At 69.2% G+C, this 11,737-nt stretch carries 11 protein-coding genes; 2 read left to right on the forward strand and 9 right to left on the reverse strand.

The window, feature by feature from the left end; all coding sequences use genetic code 11:
• Positions 1 to 67 precede the first annotated feature (67 nt).
• The 3 genes from ACFWP5_RS35375 to ACFWP5_RS35385 form a co-directional block, all read right to left on the reverse strand.
• Positions 68 to 1,129, reverse strand: a complete 1,062-nt coding sequence (locus ACFWP5_RS35375; protein ID WP_384166182.1) for an ABC transporter substrate-binding protein — start codon at positions 1,127 to 1,129, stop codon at positions 68 to 70.
• Between the two features lie 129 nt (positions 1,130 to 1,258).
• Positions 1,259 to 2,137, reverse strand: a complete 879-nt coding sequence (locus tag ACFWP5_RS35380; protein ID WP_384166185.1) for an ABC transporter permease — start codon at positions 2,135 to 2,137, stop codon at positions 1,259 to 1,261.
• A complete protein-coding gene (locus ACFWP5_RS35385; protein ID WP_384166188.1) occupies positions 2,127 to 2,942 on the reverse strand; it encodes an ABC transporter ATP-binding protein in 816 nt (271 codons plus the stop codon). The genes ACFWP5_RS35380 and ACFWP5_RS35385 overlap by 11 nt, the downstream gene beginning before the upstream one ends.
• 159 nt (positions 2,943 to 3,101) lie before the next feature.
• On the opposite strand from ACFWP5_RS35385, the gene ACFWP5_RS35390 reads away from it, so the two are divergent.
• Complete coding sequence (locus ACFWP5_RS35390) at positions 3,102 to 3,794, forward strand: response regulator (protein WP_384166191.1); 693 nt, start codon at positions 3,102 to 3,104, stop codon at positions 3,792 to 3,794.
• Positions 3,795 to 3,917: 123 nt separating this feature from the next.
• Here the strand turns inward: ACFWP5_RS35390 and ACFWP5_RS35395 are convergent, their stop codons facing one another.
• The 6 genes from ACFWP5_RS35395 to ACFWP5_RS35420 form a co-directional block, all read right to left on the reverse strand.
• Positions 3,918 to 5,507 (reverse strand): cation acetate symporter, encoded by a 1,590-nt coding sequence (locus ACFWP5_RS35395; RefSeq protein ID WP_384166194.1) that lies wholly within the window; start codon positions 5,505 to 5,507, stop codon positions 3,918 to 3,920.
• Positions 5,504 to 6,064 (reverse strand): DUF485 domain-containing protein, encoded by a 561-nt coding sequence (locus ACFWP5_RS35400; protein WP_384166197.1) that lies wholly within the window; start codon positions 6,062 to 6,064, stop codon positions 5,504 to 5,506. Before ACFWP5_RS35400 ends, ACFWP5_RS35395 begins: the two co-directional genes overlap by 4 nt.
• Positions 6,065 to 6,133: 69 nt before the next feature.
• Complete coding sequence (locus ACFWP5_RS35405; protein ID WP_384166200.1) at positions 6,134 to 6,820, reverse strand: response regulator; 687 nt, start codon at positions 6,818 to 6,820, stop codon at positions 6,134 to 6,136.
• Complete coding sequence (locus tag ACFWP5_RS35410) at positions 6,817 to 7,968, reverse strand: sensor histidine kinase (RefSeq protein WP_384166203.1); 1,152 nt, start codon at positions 7,966 to 7,968, stop codon at positions 6,817 to 6,819. The genes ACFWP5_RS35405 and ACFWP5_RS35410 overlap by 4 nt, the downstream gene beginning before the upstream one ends.
• Positions 7,965 to 8,489, reverse strand: coding sequence for a DUF1453 domain-containing protein (locus tag ACFWP5_RS35415; protein ID WP_384166206.1), 525 nt, complete (start codon positions 8,487 to 8,489; stop codon positions 7,965 to 7,967). Before ACFWP5_RS35415 ends, ACFWP5_RS35410 begins: the two co-directional genes overlap by 4 nt.
• A gap of 281 nt (positions 8,490 to 8,770) precedes the next feature.
• A complete protein-coding gene (locus tag ACFWP5_RS35420) occupies positions 8,771 to 10,891 on the reverse strand; it encodes a type IIA DNA topoisomerase subunit B (RefSeq protein ID WP_384166209.1) in 2,121 nt (706 codons plus the stop codon).
• 444 nt (positions 10,892 to 11,335) lie between these two features.
• Here ACFWP5_RS35420 and ACFWP5_RS35425 point away from each other — a divergent pair, with 444 nt between their 5' ends.
• Entirely contained in the window at positions 11,336 to 11,569 is a 234-nt protein-coding gene (locus tag ACFWP5_RS35425; RefSeq protein WP_033283991.1) for a hypothetical protein, read from the forward strand.
• Positions 11,570 to 11,737: the final 168 nt, after the last annotated feature.

Here is an 11,737-nt window from a genome sequence, read left to right on the forward strand (position 1 = left end):
ACGGCCTGTGGGGGCGGGGGAAGGGGCCGTACCCCTTCCCCCTATACGGATGCGGACCGCACGGCTGTCAGCCTGTCGCGTTCTTCACGAACTCGGTCGTGTATGTCTTGTCGAGGTCCACATCGGCGTTCTTGATGGTGGGGTTGAACGCCTTGAGCACCTTCTCGACCGTCTCCGGGCCGTTCGTCGGCATCACGCCGTCCTTGGTGAACATCGGCAGCGTGCTCTTGATCGCGGTGGCGTAGAGGGACTTGTTGCCCTGGGAGTAGTCGGCGGGCATCTTGTCGGCGATCTCGGTCGCGCTGTGGGTGGACATCCACTTGAGCGTCTTGACAAATGCATTGACCATCTTCTGCACAGTGGACTTGTGGCTGTTCACCCAGTCCGTCTGCATGTACAGACTTGACGAGGGGTACGGCCCACCGAGCGCCGCCTGCGAGCCCTCGGGCGTCCGCATGTCGACGAGGATCTTGCCGGCCTTCTTGTCGAGGATCGTGGCGACGGTCGGGTCGGTCGTCATACCGGCGTCTATGGAGCCCTGTTGGAGCGCAGCGACGAAGGTCGGTCCCGCGCCCACGGCGACCGGGCTGAACTCACTGACGTTGACGCCGTTCTTGACGGCGAGGTACTTGGTGAGGAAGTCGGTGGAGGAGCCGAGGCCGGTCACGCCGAGCTTCTTGCCCTTGAAGTCCTTGGCCGACTTGACCTTCCCCGCCGCCTTGGTGGAGACGACCTCCACCTCGCCGGGCGCCTGCGAGAACTGCACCACGGACTCGACCGACTTGCCCTTGACCTGCAGGTCGAGCGTGTGGTCGTAGAAGCCGACGGCTCCCTGGACCTGCCCGGAGACGAGCGCGGTCTCGGCCTGGACGCCGGCCGGTTCGCTCAGCAGCTCCACGTCGAGGCCCTCGGCGTCGAAGTAGCCGAGCCGCTGGGTGAGCATCGCGGGCAGGTAGATGACCTTGTCCAGGCCACCGACCATGATCTTGACCTTCTCGCCCTTGCCGTCGCCCTTGCTGCCGGAGCCGGTGGAGGCGGTGCTGGCCGCGTCGTTGGCACAGGCGGTGAGCGAGGAGAGGGCGAGCAGGCCCGAGGCGGCCAGGGCTGCGTATCTGGCGGTCTTGCGCATGGCGGTTCACGTCCTTGTGAGGGTGCGGTGCGGGGAGGAGGTGCCTTCGGCGGAGCGGAGGTGCGCTCTACGACGGGTTCGGAAGGCGTGTTCTACGACGGGTTCGACAGGCGTGCCGTCAGGGGTCGTTCAGCTGTCGGAACCCGACGGCTTCCAGCGGAAGATGCGGTTCTCGGCGAAGGTGAGGAGCCCTTCGGCGACGAGGGCGACGACCGCGAGGATCACCATCGCGGCGTACACACCGGCCGCGTTGAAGGTGCCCTGGGACTGCGCGACGAGCAGGCCGATGCCCTTGGTGGCGCCGATGTACTCGCCGACGATCGCGCCGATGAGGGCGAAGCCGAAGCTGACGTGGAGGCTGGTGAAGATCCAGGAGGTGGCGGACGGGATGACCACCTGGAGGGTCACCCTGCGGTCGCTGGCGCCGAGGATGCGGGCGTTGGCGACCAGGTTGCGGTCGACCTCGCGGGCGCCCTGGAAGGCGTTGAAGAACACCGGGAAGAAGACGAGCACGACGGCCGACGCGACCTTGGAGGCCGGTCCGAGTCCGAACCAGATCACGAAGATCGGGGCGAGGACGATCCTGGGTATGGAGTTGAGCACCTTGATGTATGGACCAAATATGTCGGCGAGCAAGGTGATCCGCCCGAGCGTGATACCGAACACGACACCGGCGATCACACCGATGACCCAGCCGATCAGCGCCTCCTGCAGCGTGGCCCAGATCTGCTCGCCCAGGGAACCGAGCGCGGTCCCGTGCATCACCCAGGTGTAGATCTGGTCCCAGATCTTCGAGGGCATCGAGAAGTTGAACGGATCGATGGCCTTGGCCCGGGAGAGCCATTCCCAGAGGCCGAGAACGGCGACCAGGAGCAGCACCCGGGCCGCCCCGACGCCGACTCTGCGTTTACGGGCGGCACGCGCGCGTGAATGCGCGCGGTCCGTCTTGGTGCCGGGCTCGGTCACGGTCCGTACGACCTTGTCCTCGGGCATGACGTCAGGCGACATTGGCCGCACTCCTCTCGCGCGTGATGCGGACCTCTTCGCCGAGGGACTCCCAGATCTCGCGGTAGATCTCGATGAACCGCGGCTCCAGGCGCACGGATTCGACCTTGCGGGGCCGCGGCAGGTCGATGTCGAAGACCTGCTTCACGGTGGCCGGGCCTGCGGTCATCACGACGACCCTGTCGGCCAGCGCGATGGACTCCTCCAGGTCGTGGGTGACGAAGACGACCGAGGTACCGGTGCCCTCCCACAGCTCCAGGAGTTCGTCCGACATCAGGGCCCTGGTCTGCACGTCGAGCGCCGAGAACGGCTCGTCCATCAGCAGGATCGCGGGGTCGTTGACGAAGGTCGCGGCGAGCGCGACGCGCTTGCGCATACCGCCGGAGAGCTGGTGCGGATAGCGGTCCTCGAAGGCGGAGAGCCCGACCCGTGCCAGCCAGTCACGCGCCTTCGCCTTCGCCTCGGCCTTCGGTACGCCGCGGAAGCGCGGGCCCGCCATGACGTTGGACAGCACCGTGCGCCAGGGGAAGGTGGCGTCCTGCTGGAAGACGAAGCCGACCTTGTCGCCGACGCCGGAGACCGGCTCCCCGGCCACCAGCACATCGCCCTCGGAGGGCTCTTCCAGCCCGCTGACGAGGGTCAGCGTGGTCGACTTGCCGCAGCCCGTGGGGCCGACGACCGCCACGAACTCGCCACGTCCGACCGTGAGATCAAGCCCCTTGACGGCCGTGTGCAGACCCCCGGACGGGGTCCTGAAGGTCTTGCTCGCGCCCCGCAGCTCGATGGCGGGGCTGGTGTCTGCGCTCATGGGCGGGACCGTAGATGTGGCGCGGACCACAGCAGCAGTCTTCTGGGCGCAAGCCGTTCTTTTGCTCGCAAGAGCCTGTTGTGCTCGTTTTGCTCGCGCTACAACTGCGGAGCCGAAACACGGGCTTAACGCTCGCCTGGCCTTGAGGAAAGAGGCCCAATGATTGACGTCATGGTCGTGGACGACGACTTCCGCGTCGCCGAGATCAACGCCAAGTACGTGGGAAAGGTTCCCGGCTTCCGGGTCGCCGCCCGCGCGCACAGCGCCGCCCAGGCGCTGGCCACCGTGGAACGCGGGACGATCGACCTGGTACTGCTCGACCACTATCTGCCCGACCAGACGGGTCTCGAACTCGTCCACCGCATGCGGCAACAGGGCCACACGACCGACGTCATCATGATCACGGCGGCCAGCGATGTGACGACCGTGCAGCGGGCGATGCGCCTCGGCGCCCTGCACTACCTGGTCAAGCCGTTCACCTTCGCCGCACTGCGCACCCGCCTCGACTCGTACGCCGCTCTGCGTCGCACCGTCGACCGCGTCGGCGGCCGCGGCATCGCCGGCCAGGAACAGGTCGACCGCATCTTCGGCGCCCTGCGCACGACGACCGTGCCGGCCTCCCCCGGCCTGCCCAGCGGCCATTCGGAACCGACCACCGACCTGATCTGCGGCGTCCTGCACAGCGCCGGCCACCCGCTCTCGGCCCACGAGGTAGCCGCCGAGACCGGCCTGAGCCGATCGACCGCCCAGCGCTACCTCCGCCACCTGGAACAGGCCGGCCGCCTCCGCCTCTCCCTCAAGTACGGCGACACGGGTCGCCCGGAACACCGCTACGCCTGGGTGGCGCCGTAGCCACGCGGCAACCGCGCAGCCGCGCGTGGCACGGCACACTGGCGCCCGCCGAAGCCGTACGACGGCCAAACCGGGGCCGTACGACGGCGAGGCGCCCGTTGCGGCGACGGCGGGCGCCCCCGGCTACACGGCCCCCGCCCCCGTCAGTGCCCGTACCTCGGTCTCCGCGTGCTTGGCCTCGTCCGGGACCTCCGTCGAGGTGACCGTGCCGAGCCAGCCGGCCAGGAAGCCCAGCGGGATCGAGACGAGGCCGGGGTTCTGCAGCGGGAAGAACTGGAAGTCGACGCCCGGGAACAGCGAATCGGGACTGCCCGACACGACCGGCGACAGCAGCACGAGCCCGAGCGCGGGGATCAGTCCGCCGTATACGGCCCACACGGCGCCGCGGGTCGTGAAGCCGCGCCAGAACAGCGAGTAGAGCAGCACCGGAAGGTTCGCGGAGGCGGCGACGGCGAAGGCGAGGCCCACCAGGAAGGCGACGTTGAGGTCCCTGGCGAGCAGGCCCAGCGCGATCGCGACCACACCGATGCCGACAGCCGCCGTCCGCGCCACCGCCACCTCGCTGTACGGCTTGGCGCGCGGGCGGCGCAGTGACGCGTACAGGTCGTGGGCCACGGATGCCGAGGAGGCCAGTGTGATCCCGGCGACCACCGCGAGGATCGTGGCGAAGGCCACGGCGGCGACGATCGCGAACAGGACGGTCCCGCCGGTGGAGTTGGCGCCGCCCAGGTCGAGCGCCAGCAGCGGGACCGCCGTGTTCCCGGCGGCGTTCGACTTCCGCATGGCTTCCGGTCCGACGATCGCGGCCGCTGCGAAGCCGAGGACGATGGTCATCAGATAGAAGCCGCCGACGAGCCCGATCGACCAGATCACCGAACGGCGCGCGGCCCGCGCGGTCGGCACGGTGTAGAAGCGGGACAGGATGTGCGGCAGACCCGCCGTGCCCAGGACGAGCGCCAGGCCCAGGCTGATGAAGTCGAACCGCGCGGTCCAGTCCCCGCCGTACTTGAGCCCCGGCGCGAGGAACGCCAGGCCGTGACCGCTGCGATCGGCCGCGCTGAGCAGCAACTGGTCGACGTTCCCGTGGAAGCGCAGCAGGACCAGCACCGTCAGCGCGACGGTGGTGCTGAGCAGCAGGACCGCCTTCACGATCTGGATCCAGGTGGTGGCCCGCATCCCTCCCAACGACACGTAGATGACCATGAGCGCGCCGACGCCGATGACGGTCCACACCCGCGCGGCCGTGCTCGTCCCGCCCAGCAGCAGCGACACCAGGCTGCCCGCGCCCACCATCTGTGCCACCAGATACAGAACGGACACGGTGACCGAGGAAGTTCCCGCCGCGATCCGCACCGGCCGCTCGCTCATCCGCGCGGCGACCACGTCGGCGAGCGTGAACCGCCCGCAGTTGCGGACCAGTTCGGCGACCAGGAGCAGCACCACGATCCAGGCGACGAAGAAGCCCACCACGTACAGCATGCCGTCGTAGCCGTACAGCGCGATGAGGCCGGTGACGCCGAGGAAGGAGGCGGCCGACATGTAGTCGCCCGCGATGGCAAAACCATTCTCCATCGGAGAGAAGAGCCGGCCGCCCGCGTAGAACTCCTCCGCCGAACCGTGCCGGTTGCGGCTCACCCAGGTCGTGATCCCCAGGGTGACGGCGACGAAGCCGCTGAACAGCAGCAACGCCAGCGTCTGATGATTGCCGGTCACGAAACACCGCCTCGCACACCACGCGTCAGTTCCTGCGTGTCCCACCGCAGTTCGAGCGCGGCCCGGTCCCTGCGCAGCCGCGCGTGCCGGGCGTACGCCCAAGTGAGCAGGAAGGTGGTGACGAACTGGCCGAGCCCCGCCACCATCCCCACGTTCACAGCTCCCGCCACGGGCCGGGCCATCAGCCCGGGCGCGGTCGTCGCGGTCACCACGTACGCCACGTACCAGGCGAAGAACATGGCCACCGCCGGCACCACGAACCTCAGATACCGGCTGCGCACCTCCTGGAAGGCCGCGCTGCGCTGCACCTCGAGATACACGTCCGCGGTGCGCAGCGCCCGTCCCTCGTCCTCCCTGCGGGCGGACGGCACTTCGGGGGCGGGCGCACCCGTGCCGTCCGACTCGCCCCAGCCGGACGCGAGTGCGTCGTACCAAGGGTCGTGGTACCTCACCTTTCCGGTTGCCTCGGCGGGGGTCAGGTCATGACCTTCGTGGTTCTCGGCCGGACTCTCGTGACCACTCCCGCCACCGCGGGGACGACCGTCGCTTGACTGCATGCCCAAGGATGGACAGAACGGGAAGATCCCCGACTCTTCTTCTCCGCTGTCTTCACCCCATCAGGTGACTCAACCCGCTGGTGGCCGCACCAGTCCCTTGCCGTAGGCGTAACGCACCGCCTGCGCACGGTCCTTGAGCCCCGTCTTGGCGAACAGGTTGTTGATGTGGGTCTTCACCGTCGCCGTGGAGACATGCAGCGTGCGGGCGATCTCCTGATTGGTCAGGCCCTCGGCGATCAGCAGCAGCACCTCGGTCTCCCGCGCGGTGAGCCCGTCCGGCGGCTCGGCGGGCCCCGCCTGCGGCTCCGGCTCGGGCTCCGACAGGCGCTCCAGCAACCGCCGTTGGATGCTCGGCGACAGCCCCGCGTCCCCCGACAGCACGCTCTCCACGGCCCGTACGATCTCGTCGCCGCCCGCGTCCTTGGTGAGATAGCCACGCGCCCCCGCGCGCAGCGCCGGGAACAGCGACGCGTCGTCCGCGAACGTCGTGAGCACCACGACCTGCGTCCCGGGATGCTCCGCACGGATCTGCCGGGTCGCCTCGACACCGTCGCAGCGCGGCATGCGCAGGTCCATCAGGACGACGTCCGGGGCGAGTTCGGCGACGAGCCGCACCGCCTCGTCCCCGTCGCAGGCGGCGCCTACGACCTCGATCCCGGGCAGCAGCCCCAGCAGCATCACGATGCCTTCCCGTACGACGGTCTGGTCGTCCGCGACCACGACCCGCGCGGGTTTCCTCACGGCCTCATCCGTCATGCAGGCACCTTCAGCGTCACCACGAATCCCTCCTCGTCCGGCCCGGCCCGCAGCGAACCGCCCAGCAACTCGGCGCGTTCCCGCATGCCCAGCAGACCGTATCCACCTCCCGCCCCGGTGAGTTCGCCCGGCGAGCCGCCCGAGTCCCGTACGTCCAGCGTCACTTCGCGCTCGCCGTAGTCCAGCGTGAGCAGCACCTTGGCGCCCGGAGCGTGCTTGCGGACGTTCGTCAGGGCCTCCTGGGCGACCCGGCGCACGGCCTGCGAGGCCTCGGCGGGCAGCTGCCTCCGGTCACCCGTAACGGTGACCTCGGCACGGCCGGTAGTACCGACGATCTCGACCAGGAAGTCCTCCAGCGGGCTCATCTCGCCGCGCAGCGCGGACAGGGCCTGCCGGGTCTCCACAAGGCCGTCGCGGGCCATCCCCCGGGCCGCCACGACCCGTTCCAGGATCGTCTCCCGGTCGGCGCCCCTCTCGATCAGCAGCCTGGCCGCCTCCAGGTGCACGAGCTGGGCCGAGAGGCTGTGGGCCAGTACGTCGTGGATCTCCCGGGCGATACGGGCCCGTTCCGCCAGCGCGGCGGACTCCGCCTCGGCCGTACGTGCCATGCGTTCCTGGGTGAGCAGCCGCTGGGCGTTGCCCCGGGCCTCGGCGTCGAGGCGGAGCGTGTATCCGGCGAGGGCCAGCCCGGCCGTGGTGACCGCGGTGGTCAGCCATACGTCGTTGTTGACCGCGGCGAAGACCGCGAGGGACACCGATGTCACGGGCACGGCGACCGAGATGGGCAGCCGCTCCAGCGAACTGACCGCACAACCGCACCAGATGACGAGGGCCGGGACCGTGAAACCGACGGCCTGTCCCAGGATCGCGATCCCGAGGAGCGCGGCGATGAGCCCCACAGACGGCCAGAGTCTGTGGGCGAGGGTGGTGCGCCAGAAGGCCCAGCCGAGGACCGCGGCCACCAGGATCCCTGCCACGCCGCCGGCCAGGGCCCAGCCGCGGATGTGGCTGTCGGTGAAGGCGCCTCCGAGCAGCATGCCGATCACCAGCAGCCGGACGGCCCAGGCGAGCACCCGCCGGGGCCGTGAGACTCCCTCTCGGCCCAGCGCCTCCCGCGAGGGCCAGCGCGTCCAGGCGTTCTCCGTCACACGCGCTCCTTCCGGGCGGGCCGCGCCATGCCGGAACCGTACGCCGGGGCCGATCCCGCCGCCCCGGTGAAGGACTGGGCCCGCCAGGTCAGGACCCCGGCGCGGACCAGCAGCGTTGCCGCGAGACCGAGCATCAGGGCCGAGCTGTTCTGGTGCACACCGATCAACGCGCCCAGGGCGACGAGGCCGACGCGCAGGGCTATGCCGACGATCCAGACGCCCCCGCTCGCCTTGGTGCTCTTGCTCCACACGGAACCGTCCGTCTCGACCCACAGGCGTGTGGTCCAGGCCCAGCCGGCTCCGGTGGCCAGCCCGATGACCAGCTCGACGGCGAGCAGGAGGGCCGACTCGGTGTGGTGGTGCGCGTCGAGTACGCCGGGCTCGCGCAGCGCCACGACGGCGAGGATCACGGGGAGGAGCCACCAGCGCCGGTCGGTGTCGATCCGACGGGCGCGGAACTGCCGCACGATCACCACCGCGACGACGGCCACGATCACCAACGCGTTGACCAGCCCGGACATCAGAGCCTCCGTGAGCGGAAGAGGATGTCGGCGGCGAGCGCTGCCGACGCCTTCGACGCTACGGAAATTCGCAGGTCAGCAGATCGGCGCCAGGGTGGATCGTGGGTGGATCCCCGGACCGCCCCGACCTCCACCCACGGGTGGAGTCGACCCGCGGTGCCGGGTCCATGCCAGGAACGGCGCGATCGCGCCGGGCCCGGGTCCAGGCCTCCGAGCCGCCTCGCGGGGACCAGGTCGGACCCGAGTCCGGGCCCAGGTCAGACCTGGGCCCGGCGGGACGGTCAGGCGTCGATCCGCGACCGGTCCAGCGTCGCGGCCGAGCTGGAGATGAACTCCTTGCGCGGTGCCACATCGTTGCCCATCAGCAGATCGAAGACCTGCTCGGCCGCGTCCAGGTCGGAGAGGTTGATCCGGCGCAGGGTGCGGTGGCGGGGGTCCATCGTCGTCTCCGCCAGCTGGTCGGCGTCCATCTCGCCGAGACCCTTGTAGCGCTGGATGGAGTCCTTGTACCGGACGCCCTTGCTCTGGAACTCCAGGAGCTTCTCGCGCAGCTCACGGTCCGAGTACGTGTAGACGTACTTGTCCTGGCCCTTCTTGGGCTGGACGAGTTCGACGCGGTGCAGCGGCGGCACCGCGGCGAACACCCGGCCGGCCTCGACCATGGGCCGCATGTAGCGCTGGAACAGGGTCAGGAGCAGACACCGGATGTGGGAGCCGTCCACATCGGCGTCGGTCATCATGATGATCTTGCCGTAGCGGGCCGCGTCGATGTCGAAGGTGCGGCCCGATCCCGCTCCTATGACCTGGATGATCGCCCCGCACTCGACGTTCTTCAGCATGTCGGTGACGGACGACTTCTGGACGTTGAGGATCTTGCCGCGGATCGGCAGCAGCGCCTGGAACTCGGAGTTCCGGGCGAGCTTGGCCGTACCGAGCGCGGAGTCTCCCTCGACGATGAACAGCTCACTGCGCTCCACGTCGTCGCTGCGGCAGTCGGCGAGCTTGGCGGGCAGCGAGGAGGACTCCAGGGCCGTCTTGCGGCGCTGCGCGTCCTTGTGCTGCCGGGCCGCGATACGCGTGCGTGCGGCGGCGACCGCCTTCTCCATGACCACACGGGCCTGGGCCGCCGCGTCACGCTTCGTCGAGGTCAGGAAGTCCTTGAGCTCCTTGGCGACCACGTTGGCGACGATACGTCGGGCCGCCGACGTACCGAGCACCTCCTTGGTCTGGCCCTCGAACTGCGGTTCGGCGAGCCGGACGGTGACGACCGCGGTGAGGCCCTCCAGGGCGTCGTCCTTGACGACGTCGTCCTCGGCGACGCGCAGCAGCTTCTTGGCGCGCGCCACCTCGTTCATCGTCTTGACGACGGCCTGCTCGAAGCCAGCGACGTGGGTGCCGCCCTTGGGGGTGGCGATGATGTTCACGTAGGACCTGAAGGTCGTGTCGTAACCGGTCCCCCAGCGCATCGCGATGTCGACGCCGAGTTCGCGCGTGACCTCGGTGGGCGTCATCTGGCCGTGGTCGTCCAGGACGGGCACCGTCTCCTTGAAGATGCCCTGGCCCGACAGGCGCAGTACGTCGCAGACCGGCTTGTCGCTCGCCAGGTACTCGCAGAACTCGCTGATGCCGCCGTCGAAGCGGAAGGACTCCTCTCCCTTGCTGCCGCCCTCGCCGAGGCCGTACTCGTCGCGGACGACGATGGTCAGCCCGGGCACCAGGAACGCGGTCTGCCGGGCCCGCTGGTGCAGGTGGTCCAGGGAGAGCTTGGCGTCCTTGAGGAAGATCTGGCGGTCGGCCCAGTAGCGCACGCGCGTGCCGGTGCGGGTCTTGGGAATCCGCTTGGCCTTGCGCAGGCCACCGGGCTCGAACTTGGCGTCCGGACCGACGGCCGCGAAGGAGCCCGGCACACCCCGCCGGAAACTGATGGCGTGGGTGTTGCCGCTGCGGTCCACCTCGACGTCCAGCCGCGCGGACAGGGCGTTCACCACGGAGGCGCCCACGCCGTGCAGACCACCGGAGGCGGCGTACGAGCCGCCGCCGAACTTGCCGCCGGCGTGCAGCTTGGTCATGACGACCTCGACACCGGAGAGGCCGGTCTTGGGCTCGACGTCGACCGGGATACCCCGGCCGTTGTCCCGGACCTCCACCGAGGCGTCGTCGTGCAGGATCACCTCGATGTGGTCGCAGTAGCCCCCGAGTGCCTCGTCCACGGAGTTGTCGATGATCTCCCACAGACAGTGCATCAGGCCACGGCTGTCGGTCGACCCGATGTACATACCCGGGCGCTTGCGTACGGCCTCGAGCCCCTCGAGGACGAGCAGGTGCCGCGCGGTGTAGTTGGAACCGTCCCGGTCTGCTCCTGCCAGCAGCGCTGTCGACGGCACGGACGTTTCGGCGGTCACGCGGTTCGCTCCTCGCTGAATTTCAGATGAGGCCCTTTTGGGTAAGGGCCCGGCTTCGGTTGCCGCTCAGAGGGTACCGAGGCCTGGTAGAGCCGTTGTAACGCCACCCTCGTCTCCTCCTCACACTAGTCCAGGGTCGTATGCCTGTTCGATCCCTCGATGGAGTGAAGTACATATCACGTTCCCTTCGGGGCATGAACCATTTAGGCTCCGGGCACGTCCTCATGAACAACCGGCAACCCAGCCGGGTGGACCCGACCCTGATCCCACAGCGCGAACCCGTACAGACACATAGACACGCAATACGGCACATTCGCCGCCAACCGGCAGCAGACAGCCGCCCCGGAAGAATTTTCCGAGGAAAAGCTCACGAGCGGGAACGTTTTCGGGCTGGTTGGATGTTGACCCTGGTACGACAGCTCGTCGAGCTAGAGAAGAGGCGACGTGACTACTGTTCTGACCCCCGCGAGCCCACTGACGGCCGCCGATCGCTGCGACCGCTGCGGCGCCCAGGCATACCTGCGCGTCGTCCTGCTGAGCGGCGGAGAACTGCTCTTCTGCGCCCACCACGGCCGCAAGTTCGAGCCGGAACTCAAGAAGATCGCCGCTGAGATACAGGACGAGTCGGAGCGGCTGACCTCCGCTCCTGCTGCAAGCGCTCCTGAAGAAGACCGCTGACACATCGCGTCCACGACGAGCCAGCACCGGCCCAGGCCGGCGACGGGGGGGCCCCCGACGGGACCACCGGGGGGGGGGCCCCCCGCGGGGGATGCCCACCTTGCAGGAACAAGCCGTCAGGCGCGCCATGGGGGCCCGGGGGGGCCCCCGGGGGGGCCCCCTGGCCCC

The organism is Streptomyces sp. NPDC058469, assembly GCF_042721125.1.
GTDB lineage: Bacteria > Actinomycetota > Actinomycetes > Streptomycetales > Streptomycetaceae > Streptomyces.

Coding starts and splice junctions, on each gene's coding strand:
- ACFWP5_RS35375 (WP_384166182.1), bottom strand. CDS start 1,129: ATGCGCAAGACCGCCAGATACGCAGCCCTGGCCGCCTCGGGCCTGCTC.
- ACFWP5_RS35380 (WP_384166185.1), bottom strand. CDS start 2,137: ATGTCGCCTGACGTCATGCCCGAGGACAAGGTCGTACGGACCGTGACC.
- ACFWP5_RS35385 (WP_384166188.1), bottom strand. CDS start 2,942: ATGAGCGCAGACACCAGCCCCGCCATCGAGCTGCGGGGCGCGAGCAAG.
- ACFWP5_RS35390 (WP_384166191.1), top strand. CDS start 3,102: ATGATTGACGTCATGGTCGTGGACGACGACTTCCGCGTCGCCGAGATC.
- ACFWP5_RS35400 (WP_384166197.1), bottom strand. CDS start 6,064: ATGCAGTCAAGCGACGGTCGTCCCCGCGGTGGCGGGAGTGGTCACGAG.
- ACFWP5_RS35405 (WP_384166200.1), bottom strand. CDS start 6,820: ATGACGGATGAGGCCGTGAGGAAACCCGCGCGGGTCGTGGTCGCGGAC.
- ACFWP5_RS35415 (WP_384166206.1), bottom strand. CDS start 8,489: ATGTCCGGGCTGGTCAACGCGTTGGTGATCGTGGCCGTCGTCGCGGTG.